This is a genomic window from Luteibacter sp. ME-Dv--P-043b, from assembly GCF_030209605.1.
GTDB lineage: Bacteria > Pseudomonadota > Gammaproteobacteria > Xanthomonadales > Rhodanobacteraceae > Luteibacter.
This window is the reverse complement of record NZ_JARVRT010000002.1, coordinates 1-19,467: the sequence shown is the minus strand read 5'-3', so window position 1 is coordinate 19,467 and position 19,467 is coordinate 1. Positions and strand designations below refer to the sequence as shown.

Genomic DNA, 19,467 nt, shown 5'->3' with positions numbered 1-19,467 from the left:
CAAGGAAATCGAACCATGAATCCCGCCATCGGCCTCGCCTGGAACCCCGCCGTGGGCATCCCGATGCTCTTCGTCGGCATCGTCGTGATGGTGCTGCTCTGGCTCTTCGGCCAGCCACGCAAGGAGCAGGGCCGCCGCAAGCCGGTGCCCGAGCAGCCCGGGCGTGCCCGCGAACGTCGCGAGCCCGTGTTCAACGACGGCGACGAGGTTGACGAGGGCGACGAGTTCGACGATCGGGACCACGCCTCCTTCAGTGCGCGCGATGCCGCCCACGAGGTCGTCGACGACGCCAACGATCCACTGTTCAACCCGCGCCCGCGGCACACCGAGCTGGATGTGGACCTGCGTGCGGAGCTGGAGCGCCTGGGCGCCTCGCTGGCCGGGGAGCGTACCGCCTCCGCGGCGCCCCTGGCCGACGACCTCACGGCCCGCGATGCGCACCGTGCCGAGCCGCCGCGTCCGGCCGCGCCGCGCCACGAGTCGCAGCGCGTCGAGCCGCGCCTGGACCTCGACCTGCCGTTCGACCTGGACGACCCGCGTGGCACGCACGCCTCCGCCGCTGCGCCCTCACCGGTGCCGCCGCCCCGCCCGCAAGCCCCTGCGCCTGCACCGGCTCCCCCGCGCACGCCGCCGCGCTCCGACCTCGGTCGCCGCCCGCCGAACGCGCCCGTGGAGCGCATCGTCAGCCTCTACGTGGTGGCCCGCGAGGGCAGCCGGTTCAACGGTTCCGACCTGATCGTCGCCGCCGAGAAGGCCGGCCTCGAATTCGGCGACATGGGCATCTACCACCGCCTCGTGGACGGCCATCCCGAGCAGGGGCCGATCTTCAGCGTGGCCAACCTGACCAAGCCTGGCAATTTCGACATGGCGCGCATCGCCACGTTGCAGACGTCCGGCCTGTCGTTCTTCATGGCGCTGCCCGGTCCGGTGCCCGCCCTGGATGCCTGGGACGCCATGCTGCCCACGGCGCAGCGCCTGGGCGAACTGCTCGACGGCCTGGTGCTGGACGAGGAGCGCAACGCCCTCGGGCGTCAGCGCATTGCGCACATCCGCGACGAACTGCGCGGCTGGGACCGCGGCCACGAGGGCGAAGAGATCAAGTTCGGGCACTGACATGTATACCCCGAAGGCGTTCGTCGAAGACCGGCCGCACATCCTGCACGGGGCCATCCGACGTATCGCCTTCGGCACGCTGGTCACCGCGGGGCAGGGTGGCATCGAGGCCAGTCATGTTCCCTTCGTGCTGGCCCCCGACGAAGGTCCGCTGGGCACGCTGTATTGCCATGTGGCCAGAGGCAACGACCACGTACACCGCAGCGAGGGCGAGGTCCTGTCGATCTTCGCCGGGCCGCACGCCTATATCTCGCCCAACGGTTATCCGGGCAAGGCCGAGCACCATCGCGAGGTGCCCACCTGGAACTACATCGCCGTCCATGCCTACGGCCCGGCGCATACGTTCACCGACCCTGAGTCGCTGCGCGACCTGCTCGAGCGGCTGACGGCCCAGGCCGAGCACGATGCCACCCAGCCCACACCGTGGCGGGTCGGCGATGCCCCCGACGACTATCTCGCTGCCATGTATCGCGGCATCGTGGGCATCCGCATCCCCATCGCGCGAATGGAGGGAAAATGGAAGCTCGGCCAGAACCGCACGGAGGCCGATCGCCATGGCGCGGCCGCCTTGCTGGCGCAGCGGCAGGGTGACGACGAGCAGGCCGTGGCGGCGCTCATGCGCGATATGGGCGCCTGAACCCCGCGTACGAATCCACGACGCCTGTTCACGCTTCCGAAACACCCCTGTGCGTCACTGTGAAGGTCTTGGCATGTCCGGGATTGGCACGATGCATACATGATGCCCGGCATGCTTGTGATTACCCTTCGAGGAACACGAGTCACATGCCTGCAAGTACGCGTGCACCCTTCCGAATCTACTACCTGCATCCGTTGCTGGCAGGTCCGCTGACCGCGTGGAACGCCTGGATCGAGCATGCCGCCTCGCTCGGCTTCCGCCAGTTGCTGATAGCGCCTCCCTTCGATGCATCGGCCACCGGTGACGTTTTCGTTACACGTGATTTCGATCGTCTTAACACGTCGGTGTCCGACGAAGGCGAGGCCACCGACCGGCTGGCCCAGATTGCCAAGGCATGTCGCAACCACCGCATGGAGTTGTGGCTGGACCTGTCGCTGGACGAGGTGTCCTCGGACGCCCCGGTGCGCCAGGCGCATCCCGAGTGGTTCCGTGCCGTGGCCGCCCAGCACGGCACGCCGGACCCCCGCTGGACACCGGCGGAAAGCGACAGCGTGCGTTGGCGTTTCAACGATCCCGACGTGGCCGAGGCGGCCACGCAGTGGTGGGTCGACCGGATGCACCGCTGGACTGCTGCTGGCGTCGAGGGTTTTCGCGTGGTGCACCCGCAACGCCTGCGCGCCGAACGCTGGAAGCCGCTGATCGCAGCCGTGCGTGGCACGCACACCGATGCGGCGGAAGCGGCGTTTCTGGCCTGGACGCCGGGCCTGGCGCCTGAGGATCTCGCCGCTCTGTCCGGCGCGGGCTTCGATGCGGTGGTGTCTTCCGCCAACTGGTGGGATTTCAGGGCGCCCTGGTTCGCGGAGGAGGCCGAGCGCCTTGCCGCGGTGGCACCGGCCGTGGCCTGTGTGGAGGAGCCGTTCGGCCCGCGCTTTGGTGAACAGATGGGCGAGCACAACCAGCTGGAACATGCCCACCAGCGTGCGATCGCCTTCGCCGCCACGTCCCCGGGCGGCTGGATGATGCCGATGGGTTTCGAGTTCGCCCAGCACGAACGCCTCGACCCGCGTCGTGGCCAGCCGGTTACACCGGCATCGCTCGCGCAGGGTGCGATCCTCGACGTGAGCGATACCGTTCGTGCCGCGAATGCGGCCGTGCGCGAGGAGGTGCCGGCGGCACCGTTCGTCGCTGTCGGTCATGGCGTGGCGTCGTTCCTGACCGTGCACGGTCCCGATCCGAGGACCGCCCCCGGCGCGACCCTCACGCTGGTCAACGCCTCGCTGGATCGGGATGCGGTGGTCACCGCGGCGCAGGGACTGGTGGGTGCGGCGACGCACTTCGCCCCGTGGACCTCGGCAGAAGGGCGCAAGGTGTTCGACCAGGGCGACAGCCTGGTGCTGGCACCGGGCGGCGTCCTGACCCTGACAGGACAGCCGGCTGTTCCGGCGAAACGCAAACTGGGAAGCAGCGTGCAGAAAGAATGGCTACAGGCAGCATCGCGAGCGGATCGCGTCATGATCGAGAACGTGCAGCCGGTCGTGGATGCCGGGCGTTTCCCGGCCAAGCGCGTGGTCGGCCAGTCCGTGGACGTCACCGCCGACATTTTCATGGACGGGCATGAGGTGCTGGCCGCACGGCTGCGCTATCGCGCCCAGGACGAACGCGCCTGGCGCGAGGTCGTCATGCAGCCGGTCAACAACGACATCCATGCGGCCAGCTTCGTGCCGACGCGGGTAGGGCGCTACGAGTTCCAGGTCGAGGCATGGCACGATCGCTTCGCCAGCTACCACCACGAAATCGAGGTCAAGCATGCCGCGGGCGTACCGCTGGGCCTGGAACTGGAAGAGGGCCGCCTGATGGTCGAGGCCCGGGCGAAGGACGCCGCCGGCCCGAAGGCCAAGGCGCTGCGCAGCCTGGCGGCATCGCTGGCGAAGGCCGACGACGAGCAACGCCTTGCCTCGTTGCTGGACGAGGCCACCGTCGCCCTCATGATGGCCACCGATCCGCGCGTCCGCGCGTCCGCCACTGAGACGTTCACGCTGGAAGTGGACCGTCGCGAGGCCGGCTTTGCCAGCTGGTACGAATTGTTCCCGCGGTCGATGACCGACGACAAGGCGAAACACGGCACGTTCCGCAACACGATCGCGCGGCTGCCGGCCATCCGCGACATGGGCTTCGACGTGCTGTATTTCCCGCCGATCCATCCGATCGGCAAGGCCTTCCGCAAGGGGCCGAACAACACGCTGACGCCGGGTCCGGACGATCCCGGCAGCCCGTACGCCATCGGTTCGCCGGATGGCGGCCATACGGCGGTGCATCCGCAACTGGGCACGATGGACGATTTCCGCGCGCTGCGCGACGCCGCCCATGAGCACGGCCTGGAGCTGGCGCTGGACTTCGCCATCCAGTGTTCGCAGGACCATCCGTGGCTGAAGGAGCATCCGGAATGGTTCGACTGGCGTCCGGACGGCAGCATCAAGTACGCGGAAAACCCGCCCAAGAAATACCAGGACATCGTCAACGTCGACTTCTACGCGGACGGCGCCATTCCCTCGCTGTGGCAGGCGCTTTGCGACGCCGTGCTGTTCTGGGCGGCCGAAGGCGTGCGCACGTTCCGCGTGGACAACCCGCACACCAAGCCGTTCCCGTTCTGGGAATGGATGATCGGGAGGGTGCGTGCGAAGTATCCGGACGCCCTGTTCCTGTCGGAGGCTTTCACCCGGCCCAAGCCGATGTATCGCTTGGCCAAGGTCGGCTTCAGCCAGTCGTACACCTATTTCACCTGGCGTCACTCCAAGCAGGAGTTCATCGACTACCTGACCGAGCTGACCACGACCGCGCCGAAGGATTTCTTCCGCCCGAACTTCTTCGTCAACACGCCGGATATCAACCCGTACTTCCTGCAGACCTCCGGGCGGCCGGGCTTCCTCATCCGCGCGGCGCTGGCGACGACGCTGTCCGGCCTGTGGGGCATGTATTCGGGCTTCGAGATCTGCGAAGCCGCACCGCTGCCAGGCAAGGAAGAGTACCTGGACTCCGAGAAATTCGAGATCCGCGTGCGCGACTTCGACGCGCCCGGCAACATCGTGGCGGAGATCACCCAGCTCAACCATATCCGCCGCGCCCATCCCGCGCTGCAATCGCATCTGGGCGTGCGCTTCCTGCCGTCCGGGAACGACCAGGTGCTGTTCTTCGAAAAGCGCACGCAGAACGATCTCGTGCTGGTCGCCATCAGCCTGGACCCGCACAACACCCAGTCCTCCGACCTTACGCTGCCGCTGGAAGACTGGGGCCTGGCCCCGGATGCCGCGCTGGACGTCCAGGATCTCCTCCATAACCAACCCATCGCATGGCGCGGTACGCGACAGGACGTCTGGCTCGGCCTCGGCCAGCCTTACGCCATCTGGCACGTCCGCCTTCCGGGAGTCTGATCCATGGCTACACGTGCCAAAGGCAAGAAGCAGGCGAGCGCCCCCGATTTTTCGAACGACCCGCTCTGGTACAAGGACGCGATCATCTACCAGGTGCACCTGAAGTCGTACTTCGATGCGAACGATGATGGCGTGGGCGATTTCGAAGGCCTGATCCAGAAGCTGGACTACATCGCCGAACTGGGTGTCAACACGCTGTGGTTGCTGCCGTTCTATCCCAGCCCGCGACGTGACGACGGCTACGACATCGCCGAATACAAATCCGTGCATCCGGACTACGGCAAGCTGGCCGACGCCAAGCGGTTCATCGCCGAGGCGCACCGACGCGGCCTGCGCGTCATCACCGAGCTGGTCATCAACCACACGTCCGACCAGCATCCGTGGTTCCAGCGCGCTCGCCTGGCCAAGAAGGGCTCGGCGGCGCGCAACTTCTATGTCTGGTCCGATACCGACCAGGCCTACGATGGCACGCGCATCATCTTCCTCGACACCGAAAAGTCGAACTGGACCTGGGACCCGGTGGCCGGTCAGTACTTCTGGCATCGCTTCTTTTCCCACCAGCCCGACTTGAACTTCGACAATCCGGCGGTGATCAAGGCCGTGCTCGACGTGATGCGGTTCTGGCTTGACCTGGGCGTTGATGGCCTGCGCCTGGATGCGGTGCCGTACCTCATCGAGCGCGAAGGCACCAACAACGAAAACCTGCCCGAGACGCACGACATCCTCAAGCTGATGCGTGCGGAGATCGACCAGCACTACCCGGATCGCATGCTGCTGGCCGAGGCCAACCAGTGGCCGGAAGACACGCAGGATTACTTCGGCAACGGCGACGAATGCCACATGGCGTTCCACTTCCCGCTGATGCCGCGCATGTACATGGCGATCGCCCGCGAGGATCGTTTCCCGATCACCGACATCATGAGGCAGACCCCGGCCATTCCGGAAAACTGCCAGTGGGCGATCTTCCTGCGCAACCACGACGAGTTGACGCTGGAGATGGTGACCGACAACGAGCGCGATTACCTGTGGCAGACCTACGCCGCCGATCGCCGCGCCCGCATCAACCTGGGTATCCGTCGCCGCCTTGCGCCGCTGCTGGAGCGCGATCGCCGGCGCATCGAGCTGATGAATGCGTTGCTGCTGTCGATGCCCGGTACGCCGGTGCTGTACTACGGCGACGAGATCGGCATGGGCGACAACATCCACCTGGGCGACCGTGACGGCGTGCGCACGCCGATGCAGTGGTCGGTCGACCGCAACGGCGGTTTCTCGCGTGCCGATCCGGCCAGCCTGGTGCTGCCGCCGATCATGGATCCGCTGTACGGGTACCAGGCGATTAACGTCGAGGCGCAGGGGCGCGATCCGCATTCCCTGCTGAACTGGACGCGGCGCATGCTGGCCGTGCGCAAGCGCTACAAGGCGTTCGGTCGCGGCACGCTCAAGTTCCTTTACCCGGGCAACCGCAAGGTACTTGCCTACCTGCGCGAGTTCGAGGGCGAGCACCTGCTGTGCGTGGCCAACATGTCGCGCTCACTGCAGGCGGTCGAACTGGACGTGGCCGCCTTCGACGGCCAGGTGCCGATCGAGATCATGGGCGGTTCCTCGTTCCCGCCGATCGGGCAGTTGCCTTACCTGCTGACCCTGCCGCCGTACGGTTTCTACGCGTTCCAGATCTGCGCGAACGCGCAGATGCCCGACTGGCACGAGGTGCCGGCCGAGCCGCTGCCGGACTACGAGACGCTGGTGGTGCGCGGTGCGCTCATCGAAGGTCCGGTCATGGCCCACCATCGTGGCGTGATCGAAACCCAGGTGTTGCCGGGCTACCTCGGCGTGCGTCGCTGGTTCGCCTCGAAGGACCGCGGCATCGCCAGCGCCAGGATTCTGTATGCGGTGCCCTGGCCCGACCATGGTGACGACCTGATCTTTACCGAGGTGGAGGTCAGCCTGGCCGACGGCGGCGTCGAGCAGTACAGCCTGCCGGCCGGTATCGTCTGGGAAGACGAAAATCCCACGGCACGCGCGCAGCAGCTGGCGCTGGCGCGTGTGCGCCGCGGTCGCCGCATCGGCCTGCTTACCGACGGTTTCACCCTGGATGCCTTTGCTTCCGGTCTGCTGATCGGCTTGCGCCAGGGCACCGAACTGCCGGTCAATGGCGGGGTGGTGCGCTTCGAGACCACGGATGCGTTCGCCGGCGTGCATTTCGATGCCGAGATCCCCAGTCGCTGGTTGTCGGCCGAGCAGTCCAACAGCTCCATGATCATGCACGACGCGGGGGTGGTGAAGCTGTTCCGCCGCACCGCCGTGGGTATCAACCCGGAAGTGGAGATGGGCCGCTACCTGACCGAGCGCGGCTACGCCAATACGTCGCCGCTGCTGGGCGAGGTGGTGCGCATCCAGGAAGGCGGCGAACGCACCACGCTTGCCGTGCTGCAGGGTTTCCTGCGTAACCAGGGCGATGCGTGGCGCTGGACGCTCGATTACCTGCGTCGCAGCTACGACGAATACAGCCATTCGGAGGATGCGGCGCGCCAGACGGAAATCGATGGCGGATACGATGCCTTCGCCACGGCCGTGGGCACGCGCCTGGGTGAATTGCACGCGCTGTTGGCACAGCCGTCCGACGTGTCGGCGTTTTCGCCCGAGCGAGCCGGCGACGCGGACGTCAAGGCGGTGCATGACAGCATCCGCGCGCAGATCGCCCGGGCCTTGGCCTCGATCGATCAGCTCAAGGACGTGGCCGAGCCGGCGGCTTCGGACATCGAGTCCCTCCGCGGCGTGGCCGGCGCTCTCGAAGCGCGGGTAGGCAAACTGGCCAGTGCGGGCGTCTCCTCGCTGAAGACGCGTGTCCATGGCGACTTCCATCTCGGCCAGATCCTGGTGGTACAGGACGACGCCTACATCATCGACTTCGAGGGCGAACCGGCGCGAACGCTGGACGAGCGTCGGGCCAAGGGCTCGCCGCTGCGCGATGTGGCCGGCTTCCTGCGATCGCTGGACTATGCCGCTGCCATGGCCCGCCGTGGCGAGGATGGTCTGGCTCCGGTCGAGGACGCCGGCTTCGTCGAGTTTCTCGCGCGGTTCCGCGAGCGTTCGTCGCGCACGTTCCTCGACGCCTACCGTCGCGTGCTCGACGCGGCTCCCGTGCGTTGGGTGGAATCCGATGCCCTCGCGCCGATCGTGGAGCTCTACGTCATCGAGAAGGCTGCCTACGAAGTGAACTATGAAGCCGCGAACCGACCCGGCTGGGTCGACGTGCCGGTGCGTGGACTGCTCCATGCCGCCCGCGGCGACATGTCCAACGAACTGAAGGATGCGACGTGACTGATCCCCGTACCTACGGCCTGACCGATACCGCCGCCGTCGATGCGCTCGTCGACGGGCGTCATGGCGACCCCTTCGCGTTGCTCGGCGCGCACACCGTGGACGGGCGCCGCGTGGTGCGCACGCTGCAACCGGGCGCGCAGGACGTCGAGCTGATCGACGGCAACGGCCACACGCTGGGCCAGCTGCAACGCGTGCATGACGTTGGCCTGTTTGCCGGCTTCCCGGACTCCGATGCGGCGTATCGACTGCGCATCCACTGGCCGTCGGCCACGCAGGAGATCGACGACGCCTATCGTTTCGGCAACCTGCTGGGCGACGACGACCTGGCGCGGCTCTCCGCGGGAACGCATACCGAGCTGTTCCTCTGCCTGGGCGCCCACCCCATGACCATCGACGGCGTGGCCGGCGTGCGTTTCGCGGTCTGGGCGCCCAATGCGCAGCGCGTCAGCGTCGTGGGCGACTTCAACAGCTGGGATGGTCGTCGGTTGCCGATGCGCAAGCGCGTGCCGGCTGGCGTGTGGGAGCTGTTCGTGCCGGGCCTGCTGCCCGGTGCGCGCTACAAGTACGAGATCTGGGGCGCCGACGGCTCGGTGCTGCAGCGGGCGGATCCGGTGGCATTGTCCGCCGAACTGCCGCCGTCCACGGCGTCGATCGTCGCCGACCCCACCGCCTTCCGCTGGACCGACGACGAGTGGCTGCGTCGACGCGGTGCCATGCATCACGCCGGGTCGCCGCTGTCGATCTACGAAGTGCACGCCGGCTCCTGGCTGCGTGGCGAGGACGGACGCGAACTGCAGTGGGACGAGTTGGGCGAACGCCTTATTCCCTACGTGGCCGGCATGGGTTTCAGTCATATCGAACTGCTGCCGGTATCGGAGCATCCGTTCGGCGGATCGTGGGGCTACCAGCCGCTGGGCCAGTTCGCGCCGGCGTCGCGCTTCGGCACGCCGGAAGCCTTCGCCCGTTTCGTGGACCGCTGCCACGAGGCCGGGGTGGGCGTCATCGTCGACTGGGTGCCTGCCCATTTCCCCACGGATATCCACGGTCTGGCGCATTTCGACGGCACGCCGTTGTATGAACATGCCGACCCGCGCGAGGGCTTCCATCAGGACTGGAACACGCTGATCTACAACCTGGGGCGCAACGAGGTGTCTGCGTTCCTGGTGGCCAGCGCACTGGCGTGGCTGGAACGATTCCATATCGACGGCCTGCGCGTGGATGCGGTGGCCTCCATGCTGTATCGCGATTACTCGCGCAAGCACGGCGAATGGGTGCCCAACCAGTACGGTGGTCGCGAGAACCTGGAATCCATCGCCTTCCTGCGCCGGGTCAACCAGCTCGTGGCCGAGCGCCATCCCGACTGCATGACCATCGCCGAGGAATCCACGGCCTGGCCGGGCGTGACGCAGCCGGTGGAGCAGGGCGGCCTTGGCTTCGACTTCAAGTGGAACATGGGCTGGATGCACGACTCGCTGGAATACATGTCGCGCGACCCGCTGTACCGCCAGTACCACCATGGCGAGATGACCTTCAGCATGGTCTATGCGTATTCCGAGAAGTTCGTGCTGCCGCTGTCGCACGACGAAGTGGTGCACGGCAAGCGTTCGCTGCTGGGCCGGATGCCCGGCGACGAATGGCAGCGTTTCGCCAACCTTCGCGCCTATTACGGGTTCATGTGGGCGCACCCGGGCAAGAAGCTGCTGTTCACGGGCGCGGAAATCGCCCAGCCGCACGAGTGGAACCACGACGCCCAGATCGCCTGGGAACTGCTGGATTCCCCCTTGCACCTGGGCGTGCAGAAGACCGTGCGCGACCTCAACCACCTCTATGCCGCCACGCCGGCCCTGCACGCGTGGGATGCCGATCCGCGCGGTTTCCGCTGGGTGGTCGGCGACGATGCCGGGCAGAGCGTGTTCGCCTGGCTGCGCTTTGCCGAGGGTGGCCGCCCGGCCCTGGTGGTGAGTAACATGACGCCCACGCCGCGGCACGGTTTCCGCCTCGGCGTGCCCGAAGGCGGGCGCTGGCGCGAGGCCTTCAATTCCGATGCCGTCGACTACGGCGGTTCGGGCGTGGGTAACGAGGGGGCGCGGCATGCCGAGGCCGTACCCGCCCACGGTTTCGACCATTCGCTGGTGGCGAGCCTGCCGCCACTGTCCACGGTCATCTTCGTGGCCGACTGACGAGGAATCCGATGCCTGCACTTCCCGAGCGCATGCAGTCCGGCACGCCGCACCCCCTGGGTGCCACGTGCGACGGCATGGGCACGAACTTCGCGGTGTTTTCCGCCCACGCGGAACGCATCGAGCTCTGTCTCTTCGATCCCTCCGGCAAGCGCGAGATCGCTCGCTACGACCTCCCCGAGTGTACGGACGAGGTCTTCCACGGTTATCTGCCACGCGTACGTGGCGGCACGCTGTACGGCTTCCGCGCGCATGGCCCCTATGCGCCGGAAGAGGGGCACCGCTTCAATCCCAACAAGCTGCTGCTGGACCCCTATGCGCGCCTGCTGCACGGCCAGGTACGCTGGTCCGATGCGTTGCACGGTTACCGCGTGGCCTCGCCACGCGCGGATCTGTCGTTCGACCGGCGAGACAGCGCCGCGGCCATGCCCAAGGCCGTGGTCGTCGACGAGCCGATGCACTGGACGCACAACCATCGTCCGCATACGCCGTGGAACGAGACGATCATCTACGAGACCCACCTGAAGGGCATCACGCGGATGCTGCATCGCATCCGCCCGCACGAGCGGGGCACCTTCATCGCGCTGGCCGATCCCTACGTCATCGACTACCTGGTCAAGCTGGGCATCACCGCGGTGGAACTGCTGCCGGTGCACGCGTTCCTGCAGGATCGCCGCCTGGCCGAGATGAAGCTGCGCAATTACTGGGGCTACAACACCCTTGCGTTCTTTGCACCGGAGCCCGCCTATCTCGCCGAGGGTGCGCTGAACGAGATCCGCGCCGCCGTGCAGGCCCTGCATGCCGCCGGTATCGAGGTCATCCTGGACGTGGTCTACAACCACACCTGCGAAGGCAGCGAGCTGGGCACCACCATGTCGTTCCGCGGGCTGGACAACAAGAGCTACTACCGCCTGATGCCGGACAATCCGCGTTACTGCATCAACGACACGGGTACCGGCAACACCGTCAACACGGCGCATCCGCGCGTGATCCAGCTGGTGATGGATTCCCTTCGCTACTGGGTACAGACCTTCCACGTGGACGGTTTCCGCTTCGACCTGGGGGTGAGCCTGGGCCGTGAGGAGCACGGCTTCGATCCGTGCTGCGGCCTGTTCGATGCGATGCGCCAGGACCCGGTGCTGGCCAACGTCAAGCTGATCTCCGAACCCTGGGACATCGGGCCCGGCGGCTACCAGTTGGGCAACCATCCGCCAGGCTTCGCGGAGTGGAACGGACAGTTCCGCGACGATATCCGCCGGTTCTGGAAGGGCGACTCCAACATGCGCGGTGCGCTGGCCGGCCGCCTGCAGGCCTCCGGCGAGCTTTTCGACCACCAGAAGCGCAAGCCGTGGGCGTCGGTCAACTTCATCACGGCCCACGACGGGTTCACGCTACAGGACCTGGTCAGCTACAACGACAAACATAACGACGCCAACGGTGAAGACAACCGGGACGGCGGCAACGACAACGAAAGCTTCAACCACGGCGTCGAGGGCCCAACGGACGACCCGGCCATCCGTCTGCAGCGCGACCGGCAGAAGCGGGCCATGCTGGCCACGCTGTTCTTCTCGCACGGCACGCCCATGTTGCTGGGCGGCGACGAGTTCGGCCGCACCCAGCACGGCAACAACAACGCCTATTGCCAGGATACCGAGCTGTCGTGGTACGACTGGAAACTGGCCACGTCCGATGGTGGGCGTGAGCTGACCGAGTTCGTCGCGCGGCTGGTCCGCCTGCGCGAGCAGCATCCCACGCTGCGCGCCGCGCACTTCCTCCGCGGCGACACCGAGGTGGCCCCGGGCATGCGCGAAGTCGCGTGGTTCGACGAGAGCGGCGCGGAGATGACCCTGGAGACCTGGGGCTACACCGAGGGCCGCCTGCTTGCCTTGCGACGTGCCCAGGTGCATGCCGAAAAACGTGCCGACGTGACCCTGATCCTGGTCAACGCCACGCCGGAAACGCACCTCTTTCATTTGCCGCAGCCCGCCGCGAACTGGCGGCTGCGTTGCAACACTGCCGCGCCACTGGCGCCGGAGCTACCGTGGACCGAACCGACGATCGACGTGGAGGGCAGGAGCGTGGTGCTGCTGGCGGCAACGGTACGGACGGAGCCGGCATGACCCGCGACTACGCGCACACCATGCCGTACGGTGCGCAGCTCACGGGGGAGGGCACCGCACGCTTCCGGCTCTGGGCACCCGACGCCGAGGAGGTTTCAATCGAATGCGATACGGGACAGGCCTCGACGATGCGCGCCCTGGACGACGGCTGGTTCGAGTGCATCTGTCCCGCGGAAGCGGGCACCGGATACCGGTTCCGCCTGGCCGACGGCACGGTCGTCCCGGACCCGGCGTCGCGCCGCCAGCGCGGCGGTGACGTGCACGGCTACAGCGTGGTGGTCGACCCGCGCGCGTTCTCATGGCGGCATACCGCCTGGCAGGGCCGGCCGTGGCACGAAACCATCCTCTACGAACTGCATGTCGGCGCCCTGGGCGGGTTTCACGGCGTGGAGATGATGCTGCCGCACCTGGTCTCGCTAGGCATCACCGCCATCGAACTCATGCCGATCGGCGAATTCCCCGGCGAGCGCAACTGGGGCTATGACGGCGTGCTGCCGTATGCGCCCGCCGACGCGTACGGCTCGCCCGATGACCTGAAGTCGTTGATCGACACGGCCCACGGGCTGGGCCTCATGGTCTTCCTCGACGTGGTCTACAACCACTTCGGTCCGGACGGCAATTACCTTGGCGCCTATGCGTCGCCGTTCTTCGATGCATCGGTGCATACGCCATGGGGTGCCGCCATCGGGGTCGCCCTGCCCCAGGTGGGCGACTTCTTCGTGCACAACGCCCTGTACTGGATCGAGGAGTTCCGCTTCGACGGCCTGCGCTTCGACGCCGTGCACGCCATCGGCAACCCCGGCTGGCTCGCCTCGCTGGCCGCGCGTGTGCATGCGGCCGTCGGGCCGGAGCGGCACGTGCACCTGGTGCTGGAGAACGAGGCCAACCAGGCCAGCCTGCTCGGACGGGGTCGTTTCGATGCGCAGTGGAACGACGATTTCCACAACGCCCTGCACGCGCTGCTCACCGGCGAGGACGAGGGCTACTACCAGCATTACCATCCGGCGTTGCCGAAGCTGTTGCGCAGCCTGCAGGAGGGCTTCGTCTTCCAGGGCGAGGCCATGGGTGGCAAGCGCCGGGGTGAGTCCAGCGCGCACCTGCCGCCCAGCCGTTTCGTCAACTTCCTGCAGAACCATGACCAGGTCGGCAATCGTGCCTTCGGCGATCGCCTGACCACGCTGGTGCACGCGGAGACGATGGACGCGGCGCTGGCCCTGTTGCTGTTGGCGCCCTTCGTGCCGATGCTGTTCATGGGCGAGGAATGGGCCAGCCGTACGCCATTCCTGTTCTTCACCGATTTCCAGGATGACGACCTGCGCAAGGCCGTGCGCGACGGCCGGCGCCGGGAATTCGAGGCATTCACCAGTTTTGGCGGTGAGGAAATTCCCGATCCCAACGCCTACGACACGTTTACCGCGTCCATTCCCGTTCGCGAGGAAGGCGCTGGCGAAGCGCGGCGCCACCTGCTGAAGGAACTGATCGCGCAGCGGAACAAGCACGTGGCGCCGCATATCGGCGAAGCCACCGCCAGCGGTGCGGAGGCCCTGGGCGTTCGCGCCTTCCGTGCCGCATGGAAACTCGGTGCGGCTACGCTGACCCTGTACGTCAACCTCGGCGACACCGACATCACGATCCAGCAGCCACCATCGCCGTCCGCGGCCTGGCTGCACGGCGATGCCGCGGACGTCGCTTCCGTTTCGCGCGGGTCCATTCCGGCCCGTCGCACCGTCGCCTGCCTGGAGTCCTGATCCGTGAACGTCCCCCTCGACGATCGTCTTGCGCTGCTCGCCGGACAGGCCGGTATCGATGTCGACTGGCGCGATGCGCTGGGCCGGCCGCAGACGACGCCCGATGCCACCCTGCGCGCGGTGCTCCGTGCCGTGGGTTTGCCGGCCGACAACGGCGACGATGTCGAAGCCAGCCTGCGCCTGCTCGAGCTGGAGCGCACGGGGCGCCGACCGCCGCGCATGATTACCGCCGACGCGGGCGAGCGGGTCGCCATTCCCCCACTGCCACGCGGACGCGTGTGGAAGGTGCTGGACAGCGAAGGTGGCCGCGTGGCTGAAGGCGAATTGGCCTCGGGCGTCGGTGACATCGCCGCCCCGTCCATCCCGGGGTACTACACCCTGATGCTGGACGAGGACGAGATCACTCTTGCCATCGCACCGCCACGAGGCTTCGGCGTCGGCGATATCGCCGGTGCCCGCCGGCCATGGGGCATGGCCGTGCAGATGGCCGCCCTGCGTCGTCCCGGCGACGGTGGCATCGGCGACTTCAGCGCACTCGAGCTCTGTGCGAAGGCCGCCGCGGAGAAGGGCGCCGACGCCCTGGCCATCAGCCCGCTGCACGCGCTGTTTGCCGCGGCGCCGGAACGTTACAGTCCTTACGCGCCGTCCAGCCGTCTGTTTCTCAACGGGCTGTATGTCGATCCTGTGCGCACCAGCGGCGAGCAGACGGTACGCGCGGTAATCGATACGCACAACCTGCGCCAGGAACTGGCCGAGCTGGAATGGCTCGAGTTGATCGACTGGCCGCGCGCGGCCCGCGCGCGGATGACGGTCTTGCGTTCGTTGTTCGAGTGGGCGTCCGTCGACCTGGCGCACTCCGAACGCTTCATGGCGTTCCGGCGCGAGCAGGGCGAGCCGCTGGAACGCCATGCGCGCTTCGAGGCGCTGCATGGCCATTTCACCGCGCACGGCCGCCCGGGCGGTTGGCAGGGCTGGCCGAAGGAGTACCACGACCCCGCATCGCGCGAGGTTACCTCGTTCGTCAACGAGCACGCCCGTGAGGTGGCCTTCCATGCGTGGTTGCAGTGGCTGGCCGCGCAGGGGCTGGAAGGGGCACAGAAAGCCGCCCGGGATGCGGGCATGGCCATCGGGCTCGTCGCCGACCTGGCGGTGGGTGCGGACTCCGGTGGCAGCCATGCCTGGGCGCACCAGACGGAAATGCTTTCCGGCCTGTCCGTCGGTGCGCCGCCGGACGCCCTGAACCGCCTGGGCCAGGACTGGGGCCTCACCACCTTCTCGCCCCGCGGTCTGCGCGAGACGGGGTTCCGCGGCTTCATCGGAATGCTGCGCGCCGCGCTGGCACATGCCGGCGGCGTGCGTATCGACCATGTGCTCGGATTGAAGCGCTTGTGGCTGGTGCCGCACGGGGCCGGTGCCACCGAAGGCGCCTACCTGCGTTACCCGCTGACCGACATGCTGCGGCTGATCGCGCTCGAGTCGCACCTGCATCGCGCCATCGTGATCGGTGAGGATCTCGGCACCGTGCCGGCCGACTTTCGCCATGCGATTGCCGACAAGGGCGTGCTGGGTATCCGCGTGCTGTGGTTCGAGCGCGCCGAGGACGGCGGTTTCGTCTCGCCGCGCGAATGGTCCGATAGCGCCATGGCCACGACCAGCACCCACGACATCCCGACCGTCGCGGGCTGGTGGAGCGGGCGCGACGTGGCGTGGCGCAAGCTCACTGGCCTGGACGATCCCGCCGTGGACGAGGTGGCCCAGCGCGCGGGAGAGCGCAATGCCCTCTGGCGTGCGATGTGCGCTTCCGGTTCGGCCTGGAACGAGGACGCTCCGCCCGGAGTCGACGACATCTCCCCGGTGGTCGTGGCTGCCGCGCGCCACGTCTCGCAGGCGCCCGCACCGCTGGCGATCTTCCCCGTGGAGGATGTGCTCGGCCTGCACGAACAACCCAACCTCCCGGGACCCACCGACGCCATTCATCCGAACTGGCGGCGGCGCATGCCTGATTCGTCGGCACGACTTTTCGACGGCCCCATTGCCCATGCCGTCTGCGCGGCGATCGACCAGACCCGGAACCGTACATGACCCCACCACGCGCCCTGGCTCGCCTGCAGTTCCATGCCGGCTTCACGCTCGACGACGCCGTGCCGGTCGTCCCTTATTACGCCAGCCTCGGCGCGAGCCATCTCTATGCCTCGCCCATTCTGCGCGCCCGTGCCGGCTCGACACACGGCTACGACGTGGTCGACTGCCACGAGGTCAATCCGGAAATCGGTGGCGAAGATGCACTGCGCCGTCTCATCGCCGCCTTGCGTGAACACGGCATGGGTCTGGTCGTCGACATCGTGCCTAATCACATGGGTGTCGGCAGTGAGAACGGCTGGTGGATGGACGTGCTGCGGCACGGCCGGGAAAGCCGTTACGCGGGGTACTTCGATATCGAGTGGACCACGCCCGATCCGTTGCTACGCGGACGCCTGCTATTGCCGATGCTGGGCGCCGGTTATGACGAAACGCTGCGCGCGGGCCACCTTCGGCTGGTTCGCCGCGGCGAGACCTGGATGCTCGGCGTGTACGACGATCGCCTGCCGTTGTCGCCGGCATCGGTCGCCGGCCTGGGCGACGACGCGGTGGCCGCGCACGATCCCTCGACGGACGAGGGCCGGCAGCGGCTGCACGCGCTGATCGAAAAACAGCACTATCGCCTGGCCTTCTGGAAGCTGGCCAGCGACATGGTCAACTACCGCCGGTTCTTCGACGTCAACGAACTGGTCGGCTTGCGCATCGAGCGCACGGCAGTGTTCGAGGACACGCACAAGACCATCTTCCGCCTGTACGCCGAAGGCCTGATCGACGGCGTGCGCTGCGACCATGTCGATGGACTGGCCGATCCGCGTCGCTATTGCCGTCAGTTGCGTCACCGCCTGGACAAGCTGCGTCCGCAGCGTCCGGCGTCGGCACCGCAAGGCGGCGCATACATCGTGGTCGAGAAGATCCTGGCCGAGGACGAAGGCCTGCGCCTCGACTGGCGCACGGACGGCACCACCGGCTACGAGTTCATGGACCAGGTCTCGGCGGTGCTGCATTGCCAGCGTGGCGAAGCCCCGTTGACCGAGCTTTGGCGCAAGCTGACCGGTGAGTCGGCGGATTTCGGGACGCAGTCGGTAAGGGCGCGCCGGCAGATCCTGGTCGACAGTTTCGAATCCGAGCTGGACCGCACCGCGCGCGCCCTGTTCGCCGCGGCGCGTGCCGATGTCGCCACGCGCGACGTGTCGCTGGCCGCGGTGCGCCGCGTCCTCGTCGAACTGCTGGTCCATTTCCCCGTGTACCGCACCTATGCCGGCGGCATGGGCCGGGACGAGATCGACGAAGCCTTCTTCGCCCGCGCCGTCGAAGGCGCGTCGCGCACGCTGCGCACCGAGGACGGCGACCTGCTGACCCTGGTGTCGTCGTGGCTGGGCGGCGAGGCGCCGCGTTCGCTGCCCCCGGGCCCCGTGCGCCGGGCGCGCGAGCGCGCGATAGCGGTGTTCCAGCAGGCCACGTCTCCCGTGGCGGCCAAGGCCGTGGAGGATACGGCGGGGTATCGGTACGGCCGACTGCTCTCACGTAACGAGGTGGGTGTCGATGCCGGTCGCCTGGCCATGTCGGTGGACGATTTCCATGCCCGCTGCGCGGAAAGGATGCAGACCCTGCCGCACAACCTGCTGGCCACGGCGACCCACGACCACAAGCGCGGCGAAGACCTGCGCGCCCGCCTGGCCGTGCTGTCCGAGGTGGCCGAACGCTGGGTGGTCACGGCGGAGCGCTGGCGTGTCCGCCATGCGGATTTCCGCCAGCGCGCCGAGGGCCGCATGGCGCCGGCCGCCGGCGACGAACTGATGCTCTACCAGATGCTGGTGGGGGCGTGGCCACTGAACCTCGCCCCCGACGATACCGAGGGCGTCGAGCGCTTCGCCTCGCGTATCGCGGCATGGCAGCGAAAGGCCCTGCGCGAAGCCAAGCGCTGGTCGCGCTGGACCTCGCCCAACGAGCCTTACGAAGACGCCTGCGAGGATTTCCTGCGCACCATCCTGTCCAGCGAGGTGGCAGCGGAGTTCGCCGCGTTCGCGAATTACATCGCCACGCCGGGTGCCGCCAACGGCCTGGCCCAGACGGTGCTGCGCATCACCACGCCCGGCGTGCCCGATCTTTACCAGGGCAGCGACTACTGGGATTTCAGCCTCGTGGATCCGGACAATCGCCGCCCCGTGGATTTCCCGGCGCGCGCAGCTTCGCTGGCGCAGGGCGAATCGCCCCGCGAGGCGATCGAGCACTGGCGCGACGGCGCGGTCAAGCAGGCGGTCATCGCCCGTCTGCTGGACACGCGCCGCGAGTACCCCGACCTGTTCGCCCGCGGCGACTACCGCCCGCTGACGGCCGAGGGTTTGGCCAGCGAGCACGTGATCGGCTTTACGCGTGAGTACCGGGGGCAGCGGTTGTTCGTGGCTGTGGCACGGCACACGGCGGAGTGGGTCGCCGGCCAGGACACGCCGGCCATTGCCGACGATTGCTGGGCGGGCACATCGGTGGTTCTGCCCGAGGGTCGTTGGGTGAGCGTTTTTTCAGGTGCGGACCTGGCGGGTGGTCGTGTTGGCCTTGAGCGGGTGTTCGATGGCTTGCCGGTAGCTGTGTGGTGCGAGGTCGAGGGGTAGGACGAAGGTTCTTCGCAAATCCGCTGGGGGTGGGCTCGCCTTCGGCATCGCGTTTGGCTTTCGAGCGTTGGCGCCTTGGAGCAAGAGCCGGCGGGTAGCCCCCTCGGGGCCACGCCTGCGGCGACCCGTCAAGGAAAGGCCGCTCCGCGGCCGTATATCTATTCCCCTACGGGGCGGGTCGGGCTTCGAACGGGGATTTTCGATTCGCCATCCATGGCTCAGCGAAAAT

Annotated in this window: 9 protein-coding genes; all 9 read left to right on the top strand. The window is 67.4% G+C overall.

From position 1 onward, the window contains the following. The first annotated feature begins 15 nt into the window (after positions 1 to 15). The 9 genes from zipA (at position 16) to treY (ending at position 19,238) form a co-directional block, all read left to right on the top strand. Complete coding sequence (gene zipA, locus QRN34_RS01075) at positions 16 to 1,113, top strand: cell division protein ZipA (RefSeq protein ID WP_285401229.1); 1,098 nt, start codon at positions 16 to 18, stop codon at positions 1,111 to 1,113. Between the two features lies 1 nt (position 1,114). Next, entirely contained in the window at positions 1,115 to 1,750 is a 636-nt protein-coding gene (locus tag QRN34_RS01070) for an FMN-binding negative transcriptional regulator (RefSeq protein WP_285401227.1), read from the top strand. A 146-nt stretch (positions 1,751 to 1,896) separates the two neighbouring features. After that, positions 1,897 to 5,178 carry a maltotransferase domain-containing protein gene (locus tag QRN34_RS01065; RefSeq protein WP_285401225.1) on the top strand — a complete coding sequence of 1,094 codons (3,282 nt, stop codon included), beginning with the start codon at positions 1,897 to 1,899 and terminating at the stop codon, positions 5,176 to 5,178. Positions 5,179 to 5,181: 3 nt separating this feature from the next. Then, positions 5,182 to 8,499 (top strand): maltose alpha-D-glucosyltransferase, encoded by a 3,318-nt coding sequence (gene treS / locus QRN34_RS01060; protein ID WP_285401223.1) that lies wholly within the window; start codon positions 5,182 to 5,184, stop codon positions 8,497 to 8,499. After that, positions 8,496 to 10,682, top strand: a complete 2,187-nt coding sequence (glgB, locus tag QRN34_RS01055) for a 1,4-alpha-glucan branching protein GlgB (RefSeq protein ID WP_285401221.1) — start codon at positions 8,496 to 8,498, stop codon at positions 10,680 to 10,682. Before treS ends, glgB begins: the two co-directional genes overlap by 4 nt. Positions 10,683 to 10,693: 11 nt before the next feature. Beyond that, positions 10,694 to 12,802, top strand: a complete 2,109-nt coding sequence (glgX, locus tag QRN34_RS01050; protein WP_285401219.1) for a glycogen debranching protein GlgX — start codon at positions 10,694 to 10,696, stop codon at positions 12,800 to 12,802. Next, a complete protein-coding gene (treZ, locus tag QRN34_RS01045; protein WP_285401217.1) occupies positions 12,799 to 14,550 on the top strand; it encodes a malto-oligosyltrehalose trehalohydrolase in 1,752 nt (583 codons plus the stop codon). The genes glgX and treZ overlap by 4 nt, the downstream gene beginning before the upstream one ends. Before the next feature lie 3 nt (positions 14,551 to 14,553). Further along, positions 14,554 to 16,632, top strand: coding sequence for a 4-alpha-glucanotransferase (malQ, locus tag QRN34_RS01040; RefSeq protein ID WP_285401215.1), 2,079 nt, complete (start codon positions 14,554 to 14,556; stop codon positions 16,630 to 16,632). Beyond that, positions 16,629 to 19,238, top strand: a complete 2,610-nt coding sequence (treY, locus tag QRN34_RS01035; RefSeq protein WP_285401213.1) for a malto-oligosyltrehalose synthase — start codon at positions 16,629 to 16,631, stop codon at positions 19,236 to 19,238. Before malQ ends, treY begins: the two co-directional genes overlap by 4 nt. Positions 19,239 to 19,467: the final 229 nt, after the last annotated feature.

Coding starts and splice junctions, on each gene's coding strand:
- zipA (WP_285401229.1), top strand. CDS start 16: ATGAATCCCGCCATCGGCCTCGCCTGGAACCCCGCCGTGGGCATCCCG.
- QRN34_RS01070 (WP_285401227.1), top strand. CDS start 1,115: ATGTATACCCCGAAGGCGTTCGTCGAAGACCGGCCGCACATCCTGCAC.
- QRN34_RS01065 (WP_285401225.1), top strand. CDS start 1,897: ATGCCTGCAAGTACGCGTGCACCCTTCCGAATCTACTACCTGCATCCG.
- treS (WP_285401223.1), top strand. CDS start 5,182: ATGGCTACACGTGCCAAAGGCAAGAAGCAGGCGAGCGCCCCCGATTTT.
- glgX (WP_285401219.1), top strand. CDS start 10,694: ATGCCTGCACTTCCCGAGCGCATGCAGTCCGGCACGCCGCACCCCCTG.
- treZ (WP_285401217.1), top strand. CDS start 12,799: ATGACCCGCGACTACGCGCACACCATGCCGTACGGTGCGCAGCTCACG.
- treY (WP_285401213.1), top strand. CDS start 16,629: ATGACCCCACCACGCGCCCTGGCTCGCCTGCAGTTCCATGCCGGCTTC.